The organism is Streptomyces kurssanovii (genome assembly GCF_040677245.1).
GTDB lineage: Bacteria > Actinomycetota > Actinomycetes > Streptomycetales > Streptomycetaceae > Streptomyces > Streptomyces kurssanovii.
Map to the genome: position 1 here is coordinate 31,350 of NZ_JBFAQK010000017.1, position 16,067 is coordinate 47,416.

A 16,067-nucleotide genomic window follows, 5' to 3' on the forward strand; every position below is an offset into this window, starting at 1 on the left:
GCGCGGTTCAGAAGAGCTTGCCCGGGTTGAGGATGCCGAGCGGGTCGAAGGTCTGCTTGATGCCGCGCTGCAACTCGAGGCTGACCGGACCCAGTTCCCGCGCCAGCCATTCCTTCTTGAGCACGCCGACGCCGTGTTCGCCGGTGATGGTGCCGCCCAGTTCCAGACCGAGCGCCATGATCTCGTCGAAGGACTCCCGGGCCCGCCGCGACTCGTCGGGGTCGAGGTGGTCGAAGCAGACGACGGGGTGGGTGTTGCCGTCGCCGGCGTGTGCGCAGACGCCGATGGTGAGGTCGTACTTCTCCGCGACGGCGGCCGTGCCCTCGATCATCGCCCCGAGCTTGGAGCGCGGTACGCAGACGTCGTCGATCATCGTGGCCGACTTGACCTTCTCCAGGGCGGTCAGCGACATCCGGCGGGCCTGGAGCAGCAGTTCGGACTCGGCGACGGTGTCCGCGGGCACCACCTCGGTCGCGCCCGCGGCCTCGCACAGGGCCCCGACGGCGGCAAGGTCGGCCGCGGGGTCCGGGGTGTCGAAGGCGGCGAGGAGCAGGGCCTCCGTCGTCTCCGGGAGGCCCATGTTGGCCAGTTCGTTGACCGCCCGGACGGTGGTGCGGTCCATGATCTCGAGGAGCGAGGGGGTGTGGCCGCGTTCCATGATCGCGCAGACGGCGTCGCAGGCGGTGGCCGCGGAGGGGAACTCTGCGGCCAGTACGAGCTGCGCGGGCGGCTGGGGCCGTAGCGCCAGGACCGCTTCGACGACGATGCCGAGGCTGCCCTCGGAGCCGACGAACAGCCGGGTGAGGTCGTATCCGGCGACGCCCTTGGCGGTGCGCCGGCCGGTCTTCAGCAGTCGCCCGTCGGCGAGGACCACGGTCAGGCCGAGGACGTACTCGGCCGTCACCCCGTACTTGACGCAGCACAGGCCGCCGGACGCGGTGCCGATGTTGCCGCCGATGGTGCACATCTCCCAGCTGGAGGGGTCCGGCGGGTAGTACAGGCCGTGCTCGCCGACAGCGCGGGACAGTACGGCGTTGACGACGCCCGGTTCGACGACGGCGATCCGGTCGACCGGGCTGATCTCGAGGATCCGGTCCATCTTCGTCAGCGACAGCACGATGCAGCCGTCGGAGGCGTTGGCCGCGCCCGACAGGCCCGTACGGGCGCCCTGCGGCACGACCGGCACCCGCAGTTCAGTGGCGGTGCGCATGACGTGCCGGACCTGTTCCACGGAGCGCGGCAGGACCACGACGGCGGGGGTGCCCGCCGCGCAGAAGCTCGCCATGTCGTTGCCGTACGACGCGGTGACGTCGGGATCGGTGATGAGGGCTTCCGCGGGAAGTCCGGCGCGCAGCCGCTCGAGGAGATCGTCCATGATCCCAAGCGTCGCACCGGGGGCCATCGGTGTGAACCCGTCTGCGTTCCGCTCCGCGGGTCAGAGTGTGTTCTTCGTATTGGCTGCGTGCTGCCGCACAGTGAGCGCCATGAAGAGCGAAACCCTGAAGAACGCCGCTGTCAGCACGCTGGTCGGCGCGACACTGGTCACCGGGGTGATCGTGCTCGCGCCCGGTTGGGGGAAGGACGCACCGCCGCCCGCGGCCGGGCCGGTGGCCAGGGCGATGACCGCGGCGGGATCGGGCGCACCCGCCTCGCTCTCCGACCTGGACGCGCTGATCCGCGACCGTGAGCGCTTCGTCCGCGACCATCCGGGTGACGAGGAGTCCTGGGCGGTGCTGGGGGCCGCGTACGTGGAGCGGGGCACGCGGCTCGGGGACACGGCGTACTACCCGAAGGCCGAGCGGGCGCTGAAGCGCTCGCTGAAGGCGGTACCGGCCGCCAAGGGCAACGTCGACGCGCTGGTGGGCATGGCCGAGCTGGCGAACGCCCGGCACGACTTCGCCGGTGCGCGCGGTTACGCGGAGAGCGCCAGGAAGCAGAAGCCGGAGCGCTGGGCGGTGTATCCGGCGCTGATCGACGCGTACAACGGGCTCGGCAGGTACGCGGCCGCCGGCAAGGCCATGGACAAGCTGCTGGAGCTGCAGACCGGCCCGCAGGTGCAGGGGCGGGAGGCGCGGGTCTACTGGAACAAGGGCTGGCGCGAGGACGCCGCGGCACTGGCGTACGGCGCTACCGCGAACTCACGCACCCCCACGGAGAAGGCCGTCGCCCTGCACCGCGAGGGTGAGCTGGCCTGGGAGCGGGGCGAGGCCGAGGAGGCCGTGGAGCACTACACCGACGCGCTGAAGGCCGTTCCCGAGAGCCACCGTTCGCTGGCGGGCCGTGCGCGTGCCCTGGCGGCGCTGGGCCGCACGGACGAGGCGCTGGACGACTACCGGTCGGCGCTGGCGAAGCTGCCGCTGCCCGAGTACGCCCTGGAGGCCGGGGAGCTGTACGAGTCGATGGGGCTGAACGGGGACGCCGCGACCCTCTACGAGTTCCTGCGCAAGCAGGTCACCCGTGCCGGGGAGCACGGCGTCGACGGAGACCTGGTGCTGGCGCGTTACGAGGCCGACCACGGGGACCCGGCCGCCGCGGTGCGCCGACTCCAGGGCGAGTGGCGGCGCGGCCACCGCAATGTGCACGTGGCCGACACGATGGGGTGGGCGCTGTACAGGGCGGGCCGGCCGGAGGACGGGCTGCCGTTCGCGAAGCTGGCCACCGGTCAGGGGCTGCGCAGCGCGCTGTTCTCCTACCACCTCGGCGAGATCGAGCGCGCTCTCGGCGACCACGGCCCCGCGCGGCGCCACATCGACGAGGCGCTGCGGACGAACCCGCACTTCTCGCCGCTCCTCGCGCCGAAGGCGCGTGAGGCGCAGGACGCGCTCGGCGAGCCCGCGCCGGGCGGGCCCGCGGACGTGGAGGGTGACGGGTACTGGCCGCTGGATCCGCCGGCCGACGCGTCGTCCGGCAGCCCCTCGCCTTCGCCGTCGGCGTCGTCGCCGTCACCGTCCGCCGTGGCTTCTCCCGAGCCGGCGGCATCAGTGGCCGCTCCGCTTCCCGCGTCCCCCTCGGACGCTTCGGTTCCGGGTGCTTCCGGGCTTACGGCCGTCTCACCGGCGCCCGCGCCGCCCGCCGCACGGCCCGCTCCGCAGCTTCGGCCGGTGCAGCGCTCGACGACCCCGGCGCCGGTGACGGTGGCGCCGGGGAACGGCTGACCGGCCGGGCCGGCCGGCGGAACGACCGGCTGACTGGCGGGTGGAACGACGATGCGGCCCCACGGGTCAGGACCGTGGGGCCGCAGTCGTGGGCAGGGGCAGGCCCTACAGGTTGCCGCGCTTCTCCTGCTCGCGCTCGATCGCCTCGAAGAGCGCCTTGAAGTTGCCCTTGCCGAAGCCCATCGAACCGTGCCGCTCGATCATCTCGAAGAAGACCGTGGGGCGGTCCTGGACCGGCTTGGTGAAGATCTGCAGCAGGTAGCCGTCCTCGTCACGGTCGACGAGGATCTTCAGCTCGCGCAGCGTCTCCACGGGCACCCGGGTCTCACCGGCCCACTCGCCGAGGGTGTCGTAGTACGAGTCGGGGGTGTCGAGGAACTGGACACCCGCGGCGCGCATCGAACGGACGGTGGCGACGATGTCGTTGGTGGCGAGCGCGATGTGCTGGACGCCGGCGCCGCCGTAGAACTCGAGGTACTCGTCGATCTGCGACTTCTTCTTCGCGATCGCCGGCTCGTTGATCGGGAACTTCACCTTGAGGGTGCCGTCGGCGACGACCTTCGACATGAGCGCGGAGTACTCGGTGGCGATGTCGTCGCCCACGAACTCCTTCATGTTGGTGAAGCCCATGACCTTGTTGTAGAAGCCGACCCACTCGTTCATCCTGCCGAGCTCGACGTTGCCCACGCAGTGGTCGATGGCCTGGAAGGTGCGCTTGGCCGGCGGCTCGACGATCGGGTCGGCGGCGACGAAGCCGGGCAGGTACGGGCCGTCGTAGCCGCCGCGCTCGACGAGGGTGTGACGGGTCTTGCCGTAGGTGGCGATGGCGGCCATCACGACGGTGCCGTGCTCGTCCTTGACCTCGTACGGCTCGGTGATGCCGGTGGCGCCGTGCTCGACGGCGTACGCGTACGCCTTGCGAGCGTCCGGTACCTCGATGGCCAGGTCGACGACGCCGTCGCCGTGGGCGGCGACGTGCTCGGCGAGGAAGTGGCCCCAGTCGGTGGACGCCTTGATCACGGAGGTGAGCACGAAGCGGGCGGCGCCGTTGGTGAGGACGTAACTCGCGGTCTCGCGGCTGCCGTTCTCCGGTCCGGAGTAGGCGACGAGCTTCATGCCGAAGGCCGTGGAGTAGTAGTGCGCGGCCTGCTTGGCGTTGCCCACGGCGAAGACGACCGCGTCCATTCCCTTCACCGGGAAGGGGTCGGCCTGCCGCGCGGTGTCGGGGGTGTGATCGATGGTCTCAGTCATGGAAGAAGGCTCCCGCCGATCCACAAGGTGCGCAATAGTTTGTGTGTCGACTGGGCAATCTGCCCAGTCGAGGTCCGGATACGCCGGACGTTGTGTACAGGATGACCATCGGGAGGGCGTCGTGGCGATCGATCATCTGGACGGGCGGCTCATCGTGCTGCTGGCACGGGAACCGAGGATCGGCGTGCTGGAGGCGTCACGGCGGCTGGGGGTGGCGCGCGGGACGGTGCAGGCACGGATGGACCGGCTGCAGTCGCAGGGGGTGGTGCGGGGCTTCGGACCGGACGTCGATCCGGCGGCGCTGGGCTATCCGGTGACGGCGTTCGCGACGCTGGAGATCAAGCAGGGGCAGGGGGCGGACGTGCGGGCGCACCTCACGACCGTCCCGGAGGTGCTCGAACTGCACACCACCACCGGTCACGGGGACATGCTCTGCCGGCTGGTCGCCCGCTCCAACGCCGATCTTCAGCGGGTGATCGACCGGGTCGTCGGCTTCGAGGGCATCGTGCGCGCGTCGACGGCGATCGTGATGGAGAACCCGGTGCCGCTGCGGATCATCCCGCTGGTGGAGCAGGCGGCGGAGGACTCCCGGGACTCCTGAGGCTCACGAGACTCCCGGGGGTAGTTGCAAAGAAGTGGTTGCATAAAAAGCGTTGCAAGGATTTCTTTGCAACGCTACCTTTGCATGCATGAGCGAGCACGAGGAAGAAAGTGCGGCCGAGGCAGGGCCCGGCGCGCGCAAGCTCCACAAGCTGGACCCGCGATCACTGCGCGGCATCGCCCATCCCCTGCGGATGCGCCTGCTGACGGTGCTTCGGCAGGACGGCCCCGCGACGGCCTCCCGGCTCGCGGAGAAGCTCGGCGAGTCCAGCGGCGCCACCAGCTACCACCTGCGCCAGCTCGCGGCGCACGGCTTCGTCGAGGACGACCCGGAGCGCGGCAAGGGCCGGGAGCGGTGGTGGAAGGCATCCATGGACGGCATGCTCTTCGACGAATCCCTCTACAGCGACCCCGATCCGGCGGTGCGCGGAGCGGCCGACCTCTACCTCCACGAGCACGCGACCATGCACACCCAGGAGGTCGCCACCTGGCTGGGCAACCAGCGGGACTGGCCCGAGGAGTGGCGGCGCAGCTCCGACCTCAGCGACTTCACCCTGCGTCTTACCGCGGCGCAGGCCTACGAGCTCAACGAGAAGATCCACGCGCTCATCGAGAGTTACCGCGCCCTCGAGCCCGCGCCCGGTACCGAAGGCGCCGCCCAGGTCCGCCTGCACACGCACGCCTTCCCGCGCTCCACCGATTGACGCACCGCCGAGCGCCCGACGACCGAGCGGCGCGGTACGGGCGGCGAAGGACCGGCGGCGCCGCGAACCGCGAGCCGCACCACCGACCGAGGGGAACCGAGGGCCATGCACTCCGACATACATCTGACGCTGCACGAAATGCGCGCCGGGGAACTGCGTACGGCGGCCGCCGGCCAGCTGCCGGGTGAATCGCTGCGCATACAACTGGGCCGGGCACTCGTCGAGTGGGGGCTACGGCTGCTGCGGCAGCCGTCCGCGCCGGCGCGGTGCACGACCCGTCTCGCGTGAGCGGGGAGGGGGGAAGCGCCGCAACCGTGGCGGCGCAGGGACGGCGGGGGCCGCTCGCCACCGTACTGGCGGCCAACGCCGTGTCCATCACCGGCAATTCACTGACGCTCATCGGCGTCCCGTGGTTCGCGCTCCAGACCACGGGCAGCCCCACCAAGGCCGGCCTGGTCGCCTTCTGCGCCACCCTGCCCGTCGTCGTGTCCGCCGTCGTCGGCGGACCCGTCATCGACCGGATCGGACGGCGGCGGGTCAGCATCGTCACGGACCTCGTCTGCGCCGTCGCCCTCGCCGCGATCCCGCTGCTCCATTACGCGGGAGCGCTCCGCTTCTGGATGCTGTGTGCGCTGATGGCTGTCACGGGCCTCTTCCACGCGCCGGGCGAGACCGCCCGCTATGTGCTCGTGCCCGACCTCGCCAGGACCGCGGGGACCAGCCTGTCGAGGGCCGCGAGTCTCTTCGACGCCGTCTCGCGCGGTGCTCGGATGTCCGGCGCGGCCCTCGCCGGCGTCCTCATCGCGCTCATCGGCGCGGAGGCGGTCCTGCTGCTCGACGCGGCGACGTTCTGCGGCTCCGCCCTGCTGATCCTCTTCGGCCTGCGGCGGGTGAAGGCGGCCGAGCCGCAGCGGGAGGCGGCACCGGTGTCCCTCGCCACCTACCGCGGCGAACTGCGCGAGGGGTACGCGTTCCTGCTGCGCACCCGGCTGCTGCTGGGCGTCGTCCTGATGGTGATGGTCACCAACGGCCTCGACCAGGGCTGGAGTTCGGTCCTGCTGCCCGTACACGCCAAGGACAACCTGGGCGGCGCACGGGACCTGGGCCTGCTCGCCGCCGTCTTCGGCGGCTGCGCCCTGCTCGGCGCCCTGCTCTACGCGGCCGTCGGGCACCGCTTCCGACGACGGACGCTCTTCACCTGGGCGTTTCTGATCTGCGGCCTGCCGCGGTTCGTCGTGGCGGCACTGGTCGACGGCACGGTGCCGCTGGCGGTCACCATGGCGGCGGGCGGGCTCGCGGCCGGGATGCTCAACCCGATCCTGACCACGGTGATGTACGAGCGCGTGCCCGAGCGGCTGCGCAGCCGGGTCGCGAGCGCCACCACGGCCGGGGTGCTGATGACCACGCCGCTCGGCGGACTCGCGGCCGGCTACCTCATCGAACAGGTGGGCCTGGCAGCGGCGTTGTCGACCTTGGGCGGGCTGTACTTCCTGGCGACCCTGGCCCCGGCGGTGTTCCCGAGCTGGCGCGAGATGGACGCGGCGCCGGCGGACGGCGGCGTCGTCGACGGAGGTCCGGGCCCGAAGGCCGACGGTCCGGACCTCAGCAGCTCGGGACGTTCCCGCCCTTCTCCAGCGAACGCAGCGACTCCACCGCGCCCTTGAGCGTCGTGACCGGGATCAGGCGCATCCCCTCGGGCAGTTCCGCCTGCGCGTCGTCGCACTCGTCCTTCGGCACCAGGAAGACGGTCGCCCCGTCACGCCGCGCCGCCTGGGTCTTCAGCGACACCCCGCCGACCGCGCCGACCTCTCCGTCGGCGCTGATCGTCCCCGTACCCGCGATGCTGCGGCCACCGGTGAGGTCGCCCCCGGCTCCGTCGCCCGCCAGCTTGTCGATGATGCCGAGCGAGAACAGCAGTCCGGCGCTCGGCCCGCCCACGTCGGCGAGGTGCAGCGACACCTTCACCTTGGCGGGGTCCTCACCGAGGTACGAGAGGGCCGCGCGGGCGGCGACGTCCTGCGACTTCTCCATGTCCGCGACGTTGCGCCGCTCGATCTCCTTGTCCGACTTGCCCGCCGGATAGACGGCGTCGCGCGGCAGTACGGCACGGTCGGCGCGGAACCAGCCGTCGGCCACGTCACCGAGGTCGACGTCGGTGGCCGGCCCCGTCGCGACGATCGTCGTCATGCGCAGCGACCCTTCGGTCCTGCGGGTCGGCGCGCCGGAGATGGTGATGACGGGCGTCCCCTGGTCCTCGCCGAGCACGTCCGCGGTCATCCCTGGCTGGGCGACGACGAACGGCAGGGGCGCAAGGCCGGCGACGGCGAACAGCGCGACGACGGGCAGGGCGCAGAGGGCGAGGGCGCGGGGGCGCGTGAGACTGGAGAGCACGGCGTCAATCTATCCGGCGCGGACAGGTCGCGGTCGGCGGGCGGCCGGGTCCGGTGCCGCGGCCCGCCGACCGCGGCCGCCGGCGCTACCGCAGCGCGTCCGCGACCTCGCGTGCCGCGTCCACGACGCGGGGCCCCACCCGCTCCGGTACGGCGTCGGCCAGCATCACCACACCGACGCTGCCCTCTATGCCCGTCACCCCCACCAGCGCGGCGGCGGCGCCGCTCGCGCCCGCCTCCAGCTCCCCGTGGGTGAGCGTGTATCCGGGCTCGGTGCTCTTGCTCTGGCGGGCGGCGAGGATCGCCTTGCCGGCCGCGCCGCGGTCCAACGGGTGGCGGAAGCCGGCCCGGTAGGCCACGTGGTAGTCCGTCCACGTCGGTTCGACGACGGCGACCGCGAGGGCCTCCGCCCCGTCGACCAGGGTCAGGTGGGCCGTCGCCCCTATGTCCTCCGCGAGGGAGCGCAGGGCCGGCATCGCGGCCTCCCGCACCAGCGGATGGACCTGGCGGCCGAGGCGCAGCACGCCGAGGCCGACCCTGGCGCGGCCGCCGAGGTCGCGTCGGACGAGGGCGTGCTGCTCGAGGGTGGCGAGCAGCCGGTAGACGACGGTGCGGTTGACGCCGAGTTTGGTGGACAACTCGGTGACGGTCAGCCCGTGGTCGGTATCGGCGAGCAGCTTGAGGACACGTAGTCCCCTGTCGAGCGTCTGGGAGGTCTCCGCGGTCACGACGCCCTCTCCTTCGGAGTGAGTGACGGCGATCCTCACAAGGGATGTCGCGGCACCGGTCCCATCGGCGACGCACCCAGAGGCCGCCGGCAGGCCATGGCACACCGACTGCGCTCCGCGGCGGCGCTGCCACGGGGCGTTTGCATTGCGGGGACAGTAGCGACCGGCACCGCTCAGCGGAAGCCCTCGTCCAGAATCCGGGCGATCTTCCTTCGACGACGGGTTATTGATCCCCGTACGGGTCATGTGAGCGGGCGTCCGGGACGACCGCCGCCGGCCGCGAGTGCGGTGACGGCGGACCGTCGTGCGGTGCGGTGCCGTGACGGCGGACCGTCGGCCACTGCGTGCCGTGACGCTGTCCGGTGCGGTGCGGGCGCAGGCCACCGGACGACCGCCGTCCGGTGGCCTGCGGCGCGGGCGGCGCCGTGTCAGCGCATCCGCGTGGCCCACTCCTGGACCTTCTTGATCCGCTCCCGGATCTGACCGGCCGTCGCCTCCGCGCTCGGCGGACCGCCGCACACCCTGCGCAGCTCGGTGTGGATCACCCCGTGGGGCTTGCCGCTCTGGTGTACGTACGCGCCGACCATCGTGTTCAGCTGCTTGCGCAGTTCCAGCAGTTCCTTGTGGGAGACGACCGGGCGGCGCTCGGCCGGCAGCTCGAGGAGGTCGGCCTCCTCGTCGGGCTTCTTGCGGCTGTGCGCGATCTGCCGTGCCTGCCGCTTCTGGAGCAGCAACTGCACCTGGTCCGGTTCGAGGAGCCCGGGAATACCCAGGTAGTCCCGCTCCTCCTCGCTGCCGGGGTGCGCCTGCATGCCGAACTCGGCCCCGTCGTACAGCACACGGTCGAAGACGGCGTCGGACTCCAGCGCCTCGAAAGGCAGCATGTCCTGCTCGCCCGTGTCCTCGTCCTGCTGCTTCTCGGCCTCCGCCATCTCCTTCTCGGACTCGGCGTACGGGTCCTCGTCGCCGTCCTTCTTCGGCTTGTCGAGGGCGTGGTCGCGCTCGACCTCCATCTCGGAGGCGAAGCCGAGCAGGTTCGGGATGGTGGGGAGGAAGACCGAGGCCGTCTCACCGCGCCGGCGTGACCGCACGAAGCGGCCCACGGCCTGCGCGAAGAACAGCGGCGTCGAGATCGTCGTCGCGTACACACCGACCGCGAGGCGCGGTACGTCGACGCCCTCCGACACCATGCGTACGGCGACCATCCAGCGGGACCCGTCCTCGCTGAACTCCTCGATCCGCTTGGACGCCGCCGCCTCGTCGGAGAGCACGACGGTGGCCTTGGTCCCCGTGATCTCGCGGATCAGTTTGGCGTACGAGCGGGCCGAGTCCTGGTCGGAGGCGATGACGAGGCCGCCCGCGTCCGGGATGCCCTTCCTGACCTCGGTCAGCCGCTGGTCGGCGGCGCGCAGGACGTTCGGCATCCAGTCGCCGCGCGGGTCGAGCGCGGTGCGCCAGGCCTGCGAGATCGCGTCCTTGGTCATCGGCTCGCCGAGCCGCGCGGCGACCTCGTCACCGGCCTTGGTGCGCCAGCGCATGTTGCCGCTGTAGGAGAGGAAGATGACCGGCCGGACGACGCCGTCGCCGAGCGCGTTCCCGTAACCGTAGGTGTAGTCAGCGGCGGAACGGCGGATGCCGTCGTTGCCCTCCTCGTACGTGACGAACGGGATCGGGTTGGTGTCCGAGCGGAAGGGCGTGCCGGTGAGGGCGAGGCGACGGGTCGCCGGCTCGAACGCCTCGAGACACGCCTCGCCCCATGACTTGGAGTCACCGGCGTGGTGGATCTCGTCGAGGATGACGAGCGTCTTGCGCTGCTCGCAGCGGTTGCGGTGCAGCATGGGGCGCACCCCGACACCGGCGTAGGTGACGGCGACCCCGTGGTACTCCTTGCTCAGCGGTCCCGCGCTGTACTCCGGGTCCAGCTTGATCCCTATCCGCGCCGCCGCGGCCGCCCACTGCTTCTTCAGGTGCTCGGTCGGCGCGACGACGGTCACCTGCTGCACGACATGGTGGTGCAGCAGCCAGGACGCGAGGGTGAGCGCGAACGTCGTCTTGCCGGCGCCGGGCGTGGCGACGGCGAGGAAGTCACGCGGCTGCTCCTGGAGGTACTTCTCCATGGCGCCCTGCTGCCAGGCACGCAGCTTGTTCGCCGTACCCCAGGGGGCACGGCCGGGGAAGGCGGGTGAGAGGTGGTGGGAGGCGGTAGTAGTCACGGTCTCCGGTTCGGTGCTCTCGGCTGACGTGGGCGCGGGTCGTTACGTACGACAACCGGGCCACCCTACCGGGGTCCCGGTTGTCGTCCGGGCCCGACGGGCCCGCCGACGCGGTATGCGACCGGGGTCACAACGCGCGCAGTACGCCGCCGATCACAGCGGGGTCCGCGACCTGTCCGGCGGCGACGGAGACCACCAGGTCGTAGGCCCGGTCCTGGTCGACGTCCGCGAGGTCGACCCCGTTGAGCGCGAGGAAGACGACCGCGCAGAGCCAGGCGGTGCGTTTGTTCCCGTCGACGAACGGATGGTTCGCCGCGAGGGCGTGCAGCAGCGCGCCGGCCTGTTCGTACACGTCCTCGTAGGCGGACACCCCGAACATCCGGGCCCGCGGCCGGTGCACGGCGGACTCGAGCAGCCCGGGGGTGCGCAGCTCGGGCGGGGCGCCGCCGAACGCGAGCGCCGCGACGGCCGTCACGTCGGCCACGGTGAGATGGCGCGTCACTCCCCCAGCCTCCTCAGCAGTTCGGCGTGGTCCGCCGCGTAGCGGGCGGCCACGGTGCGGACGAGCTCGCCCTCGGCCCGCAGGAAGCGCCGGGCGGCCTCTTGCAGCAGCGCCTCGGGAGTCGTCCCACGCGCGTCCGCGAGGTCCTGGAGTGCCCGGCGCTCGGGGTCGGCGAGCCGGACGACGTACTCGTGCGTGGTCATGGCGTGAGCCTACGGACGCTGCACGGGTTGATTCACCCGGCTTTCGTGTTTCGTCTTGAGCCGCGTCGCTACCCACGCCCCCTGCCGGCGCGACTACCGCCATCGGCAGGAGCACCGCGGCGAACCGCGACGGGGTGCGCAGCCGTCGCCTTACCGTGCCCCTCCTCCGCCGCCAAGGCGGCGCGCGAGGCGGTTCGCGAGGCGACCGGAACACGCCGATCACCCTGTAGCGCACCGTTACGCTGCGGTCACACCCCGATCGCCGAAGAGGCCGGGGCGACGGGGAGTGGAGGATCTCGAAATGGCCGACCCGGAGGCCGGTGCCCACCACGGCGCCGCGGACCTGAAGGTGAACACCGACGAGCTCGGAGCGGTCGGGCACGACGCATACGTCCTCCACGGGCGGCTGGCACGGGACGGCGACCACGCCCGGGCCTCGACGTTCGACGCGGCCATCGCGCTGACGAACGGGAACTTCACCAGCGGCGCGGAACTGCTGAAGGTCCACGACCGCTGGAACTCCCAACTGCGGACCCTGCTCGACGCCTGCGCGCAGATCTCCAACCACCTCGACTATTCGAAGGCCGCGCACGCGAAGGACGACGCCGACATCGGCGGCAACCTGACCGCAGTCTCCAAGATCAGCGAATACTTCAAGTAGTCACCGGGGGAAGCGCAGTGCTGAAGTACGAGGACGTCGTCGACGCGCCCGTCACCAAGTTCAAGGAAGCCGCCGACGACTGGTCGGAGATGCTCACCAAGCTGGAGAAGCTGGCGGACGAAGCCCGGCACGGCATGAAGGCCAAGTCCGACAAGGCCGACTGGCGGGGCCTGAACGCGGGTGTCACGAAGCCGTTCATCACCAAGACGGCCAAGGAGTTCGACGACGCGGAGGCCCAGGCCAAGGGCATCAAGCTGCTGCTCGCGGATGCGCACGCATCGTTCAAGGCCGCCAGGGACGCGCTGTTGAGGATCCGGGACGAGGAGGGGCCGGCCGCCGGCATCCACGTGGACGCCAACGGCAAGGTCAGACCCCGCCAGGACCTGAAGACCGACGCGACGGCACGCCACGACACCGACCGCGCCGCGTACGAGGCAGCGGTACGGAAGCAGGAGGAAGCCGTGGCTTCCTGGCAGCGGAAAGTGGACAGGATCGTCGAGGACTGCTCCGACGCCGACGAGTCCCTGAAGCGCGCTCTCGCCGCCAACGTCAAGGACGCCCACAACTTCACCGCCCCCAAGTACAAGAGCCTCGACGCGGAACAGGTCGACCGGGCAGCGGAACTCATGAAGAAGGTCACCGGTGACGGCGGCACCGCGCGCAACGTGGCCGCCCTCAAGGATCTCGAAGACCTTCTGGACGACAACCGCAACGATCCCGAGTTCTCCGCCTCCTTCTTCCGGAAGCTCGGTGCGGAAGGGACCCTCGAGGCGTACGCGAACATGTCGTTGAACGCCACGTCACTCGGCCCGTCCGCAGAGGCCCAGGACCGCGTGAAGATGGTGCGCAACATTCAGAACGACATGGGCGCGATACTCGGTCTCGCCACCCAGACGTCCACTCCCAACCACCTCGACGCCACATGGACGACCCAGCTCATGAAGGCGGGCCGCGAGGAAATCGACGTGTCGCGCAATACCGGGCTGGGCATCAAGGTGTACGGCTACCAGGCGTTGGGGGCTCTCCTGCGAGAAGGGACGTACGACAAGGAGTTCCTCACCTCGGTGGGCCGCGACATGGTGGCCATGGACAAGAAGAACCCGGAAATCTGGGACCACAGCATGCCCCTCGACCGATCCATGTCCATCAATCTGGACAATGAGGGCGGCCGGGGCTTCAACCCACTCACCGGGCTCATGGAAGCCATGAGCCACAACCCGGAAGCGTCGACGGCCTTCTTCAACGAGCCGCTCCGGGAGGACACCAACAAGGACGGCATCGTCACCCTGTCGGACGGCGCGATCGAGGGCAAGGACGCGCAGGGCCTCGTCGACTACATGCTCGACAAGAAGCCGACCGCCGACTACTACGACACGATCGTCGGCGGAGAGGCCACCCCTGGCCAGACCGCCATCGGCAACGCCCTGGAGGCGGCGGTCACGGGACGTGTACCCGGCGACGAGAACGCGCCGTCCGTGTACCACACCGAAGCCATGGGCAATGTGATGGAACAGGTCGTGTCGAAGATCGGCGCGGACCCGACGCTGGTCGCAGCAAAGCCGGGCGACATGCCGGGCCCGCTCAGCGGCCTGGCCCCGCAATTCGGCAACATGGCAGCCGAGTACATGCCCGACCTGCAGGCCACCGCCGAGAACGGCGCGAACCAGGCGAAGCCGCTCGGGGTCATGGCCGAATTCCGCAAGGACGAGATGGCCCTGTTCCTCGGCGCGGTCGGCCAGGACCCCCAGGCCTACGGCGCGATCACCAACGCCCAGCAGGCGTACACCACGGCCCTCGTTTCCGACGTCTTCCACAACCCGGACGACCACGGCGACACCCAGGCCGCCATCCAGAACGCCGTCCACCCCGGCGGCGAGATCGCGGGCATCATGACCGAGGCCAGGGCACAGGCCGTCCACGACACCAAGGCGCATGAGGCCGAGGAATACGACAAGGGCCTGGAGGAGAACGCGAAATGGGTGAATCGCACCATCGACGCCCTGGGTGGCAAGTACCTGGAGATGTTCCCGGTAGCGGGTGACGTGGTGACGTGGATCAAGGAGGACGTCACGGCGTCCGTCGTGGAGAACGCCAAGAAGGACAACGCCGAAGAGTCTCGGCACGAGTCGGCCAGGGGCTACGTCGACGCAGAAGCGGCGGCGAAGCGGGCAGCGGCGTCCGCAGTCGACGCCGGTGCCCGCGGGTCCGGCCTCACATCGGAAGAAATCAAGGAGTACCGGGGGGTCGCCTCCTCAGAGACGGCGAATGCACACTCCATCGGTCGCGACTTGGTCGACAGCTCGGCCCCGAAGGGAAGCTAGATGCCCCAAATCGGCACCCGCGAACTGGCCGCACTCATCAGCGCTCTCCTTTTCGCGGCAATGACAGGTTGTTCAAACAGCGAACCCGAGGCGGTACCGGAGCTCCCTGAGCGCATCTGCTGGGGCGTGTTCACCGAAAATGAGATCGCCCCCCTCATGCCGGTCGGCAAGAAGGCCGAAATGCATGCAGATGCCTTCGTCTTCGACGAGGACAGACGCGACTCCGCCACATGCAGCCTGTACATCGACGGTAGGCACGGAATGCTGGTCAACGCAGTGATCCTCGACTTCGAGGATGAGGTCGACTGGTCCTCCTGGGACGTGGCCAAGCCCCAGCCCATCGATGTCGGCAAGAAGGGCCTCATCTGGCGAGGTGGCGCCGGCACTCACCTTGCGTGCGAAGAGCCCAAGTCCCCTGAGCCCGGCAAATACATCCAGATGCATATCAGCACGGACCGTTCGCCGGACAAAGAGAAGCTACAGGCCGCACTGCCGGGTCTGCTTCGGCAGCTTGTCACCTTCGCCAAGCGAGAGCTGAATTGCCCGTGACGGACAGCCACAGTCCGACGTCACAAAGCGTGCGCTGACTACGGCGGCATCCGCCGTGGAGACTGCCGCCCGTGGCTCCGGCCTGACACGGGACCAAATCGATGAGTACAGGGGAGCAGCCTCTACTCAGACTGCTGCTGCACACTCCATCGGCCGTGATCTGGTCGCCAGTTCGGCCCCGAAGGGAAGCTGAATGCACCGAAACAGCACACGTGCGGCCGCATTGATCAGCGCCCTCGTGCTCACGGCGGCCGCCTGTTCGGACGGTGACAGCGCGGCAGTTCCGGAGCTCCCTGAGCGGATCTGCTGGGGCGTATTCACGGCCGGTGACATCACCCCCCTCATGCCCACGGGCAAGAAGGCCGCAATGTTCTCGGACCCCTTCATCTTCGACGACGACAGAACGGACTCGGCCACATGCAATGTGGATATTGACGGCCGCAACGGAATGGGCGTCCGGGCCACCCGACTCGACTTCGAACGTCAGGTCGACTGGTCTTCCTGGGACGTGGCCAAGCCCAAGCCCATCGGTGTCGGCGAGAGAGGCATCATCTGGTCAAGCGGCGCCGGCACACACATCGTGTGTGAGCCCTCCAAGTCACCCTCCGACCCCGGAAAGTACGTCCAGCTATATGTCAGCACGGACCGTTCACCGGACAAGGAAGAGTTGCGCGCCGCACTGCCTGGCCTGCTGCAGAAAATGGTCACCTTCACCCAACGCGAGTTGAACTGCCCCTGACGGTTGGCCCGTTACAGCAACACCAAGCGGGTGCTGCCGGTGCGCTGACCG

Annotated in this window: 16 protein-coding genes; 9 read left to right on the forward strand and 7 right to left on the reverse strand. The window is 70.1% G+C overall.

Going from position 1 to position 16,067, the window contains the following annotated elements; translation table 11 throughout:
- Positions 1 to 7: 7 nt before the first annotated feature.
- Positions 8 to 1,375: an FAD-binding oxidoreductase gene (locus AB0K36_RS14925; RefSeq protein WP_364593392.1), complete on the reverse strand. Its 1,368-nt coding sequence runs from the start codon at positions 1,373 to 1,375 to the stop codon at positions 8 to 10.
- Between the two features lie 109 nt (positions 1,376 to 1,484).
- Here AB0K36_RS14925 and AB0K36_RS14930 point away from each other — a divergent pair, with 109 nt between their 5' ends.
- Complete coding sequence (locus AB0K36_RS14930; protein WP_364593395.1) at positions 1,485 to 3,155, forward strand: tetratricopeptide repeat protein; 1,671 nt, start codon at positions 1,485 to 1,487, stop codon at positions 3,153 to 3,155.
- Positions 3,156 to 3,260: 105 nt separating this feature from the next.
- On the opposite strand, the gene hppD is transcribed toward AB0K36_RS14930, so the two are convergent.
- The gene (hppD, locus tag AB0K36_RS14935) at positions 3,261 to 4,406 is read right to left on the reverse strand and encodes a 4-hydroxyphenylpyruvate dioxygenase (RefSeq protein ID WP_364593398.1); all 1,146 of its coding nucleotides are present in this window, start codon (positions 4,404 to 4,406) and stop codon (positions 3,261 to 3,263) included.
- 121 nt (positions 4,407 to 4,527) lie between these two features.
- On the opposite strand from hppD, the gene AB0K36_RS14940 reads away from it, so the two are divergent.
- The 4 genes from AB0K36_RS14940 to AB0K36_RS14955 all read left to right on the forward strand — a co-directional run bounded on the left by AB0K36_RS14940 (position 4,528) and on the right by AB0K36_RS14955 (position 7,374).
- Entirely contained in the window at positions 4,528 to 5,007 is a 480-nt protein-coding gene (locus tag AB0K36_RS14940; RefSeq protein WP_159691619.1) for an Lrp/AsnC family transcriptional regulator, read from the forward strand.
- A gap of 88 nt (positions 5,008 to 5,095) precedes the next feature.
- Complete coding sequence (locus AB0K36_RS14945) at positions 5,096 to 5,710, forward strand: ArsR/SmtB family transcription factor (protein WP_364593401.1); 615 nt, start codon at positions 5,096 to 5,098, stop codon at positions 5,708 to 5,710.
- A gap of 105 nt (positions 5,711 to 5,815) precedes the next feature.
- Entirely contained in the window at positions 5,816 to 5,998 is a 183-nt protein-coding gene (locus AB0K36_RS14950; protein WP_364593404.1) for a hypothetical protein, read from the forward strand.
- 26 nt (positions 5,999 to 6,024) lie between these two features.
- Complete coding sequence (locus AB0K36_RS14955) at positions 6,025 to 7,374, forward strand: MFS transporter (protein ID WP_364593407.1); 1,350 nt, start codon at positions 6,025 to 6,027, stop codon at positions 7,372 to 7,374.
- Here the strand turns inward: AB0K36_RS14955 and AB0K36_RS14960 are convergent.
- The 5 genes from AB0K36_RS14960 to AB0K36_RS14980 all read right to left on the reverse strand — a co-directional run bounded on the left by AB0K36_RS14960 (position 7,313) and on the right by AB0K36_RS14980 (position 11,746).
- A complete protein-coding gene (locus AB0K36_RS14960; RefSeq protein WP_364593410.1) occupies positions 7,313 to 8,101 on the reverse strand; it encodes a YlbL family protein in 789 nt (262 codons plus the stop codon). The genes AB0K36_RS14955 and AB0K36_RS14960 overlap by 62 nt on opposite strands.
- Positions 8,102 to 8,186: 85 nt before the next feature.
- Positions 8,187 to 8,828 (reverse strand): IclR family transcriptional regulator, encoded by a 642-nt coding sequence (locus AB0K36_RS14965; RefSeq protein ID WP_189467418.1) that lies wholly within the window; start codon positions 8,826 to 8,828, stop codon positions 8,187 to 8,189.
- A gap of 428 nt (positions 8,829 to 9,256) precedes the next feature.
- The gene (locus tag AB0K36_RS14970) at positions 9,257 to 11,041 is read right to left on the reverse strand and encodes a DEAD/DEAH box helicase (RefSeq protein WP_364593413.1); all 1,785 of its coding nucleotides are present in this window, start codon (positions 11,039 to 11,041) and stop codon (positions 9,257 to 9,259) included.
- 127 nt (positions 11,042 to 11,168) lie between these two features.
- The gene (locus AB0K36_RS14975) at positions 11,169 to 11,543 is read right to left on the reverse strand and encodes a type II toxin-antitoxin system death-on-curing family toxin (protein WP_364593416.1); all 375 of its coding nucleotides are present in this window, start codon (positions 11,541 to 11,543) and stop codon (positions 11,169 to 11,171) included.
- Entirely contained in the window at positions 11,540 to 11,746 is a 207-nt protein-coding gene (locus tag AB0K36_RS14980; protein ID WP_364593419.1) for a hypothetical protein, read from the reverse strand. Before AB0K36_RS14980 ends, AB0K36_RS14975 begins: the two co-directional genes overlap by 4 nt.
- A 301-nt stretch (positions 11,747 to 12,047) precedes the next feature.
- Here AB0K36_RS14980 and AB0K36_RS14985 point away from each other — a divergent pair, with 301 nt between their 5' ends.
- The 4 genes from AB0K36_RS14985 (at position 12,048) to AB0K36_RS15000 (ending at position 16,016) form a co-directional block, all read left to right on the forward strand.
- Complete coding sequence (locus tag AB0K36_RS14985) at positions 12,048 to 12,407, forward strand: hypothetical protein (protein ID WP_364593422.1); 360 nt, start codon at positions 12,048 to 12,050, stop codon at positions 12,405 to 12,407.
- 17 nt (positions 12,408 to 12,424) lie between these two features.
- Positions 12,425 to 14,728, forward strand: coding sequence for a hypothetical protein (locus AB0K36_RS14990; RefSeq protein WP_364593425.1), 2,304 nt, complete (start codon positions 12,425 to 12,427; stop codon positions 14,726 to 14,728).
- Positions 14,729 to 15,277, forward strand: a complete 549-nt coding sequence (locus AB0K36_RS14995; RefSeq protein ID WP_364593428.1) for a hypothetical protein — start codon at positions 14,729 to 14,731, stop codon at positions 15,275 to 15,277.
- Positions 15,278 to 15,470: 193 nt separating this feature from the next.
- Positions 15,471 to 16,016 (forward strand): hypothetical protein, encoded by a 546-nt coding sequence (locus AB0K36_RS15000; protein ID WP_364593431.1) that lies wholly within the window; start codon positions 15,471 to 15,473, stop codon positions 16,014 to 16,016.
- The last annotated feature ends 51 nt before the right edge of the window (positions 16,017 to 16,067 follow it).

Coding starts and splice junctions, on each gene's coding strand:
- AB0K36_RS14925 (WP_364593392.1), bottom strand. CDS start 1,375: ATGGACGATCTCCTCGAGCGGCTGCGCGCCGGACTTCCCGCGGAAGCC.
- AB0K36_RS14930 (WP_364593395.1), top strand. CDS start 1,485: ATGAAGAGCGAAACCCTGAAGAACGCCGCTGTCAGCACGCTGGTCGGC.
- hppD (WP_364593398.1), bottom strand. CDS start 4,406: ATGACTGAGACCATCGATCACACCCCCGACACCGCGCGGCAGGCCGAC.
- AB0K36_RS14945 (WP_364593401.1), top strand. CDS start 5,096: ATGAGCGAGCACGAGGAAGAAAGTGCGGCCGAGGCAGGGCCCGGCGCG.
- AB0K36_RS14950 (WP_364593404.1), top strand. CDS start 5,816: ATGCACTCCGACATACATCTGACGCTGCACGAAATGCGCGCCGGGGAA.
- AB0K36_RS14980 (WP_364593419.1), bottom strand. CDS start 11,746: ATGACCACGCACGAGTACGTCGTCCGGCTCGCCGACCCCGAGCGCCGG.
- AB0K36_RS14985 (WP_364593422.1), top strand. CDS start 12,048: ATGGCCGACCCGGAGGCCGGTGCCCACCACGGCGCCGCGGACCTGAAG.
- AB0K36_RS14995 (WP_364593428.1), top strand. CDS start 14,729: ATGCCCCAAATCGGCACCCGCGAACTGGCCGCACTCATCAGCGCTCTC.
- AB0K36_RS15000 (WP_364593431.1), top strand. CDS start 15,471: ATGCACCGAAACAGCACACGTGCGGCCGCATTGATCAGCGCCCTCGTG.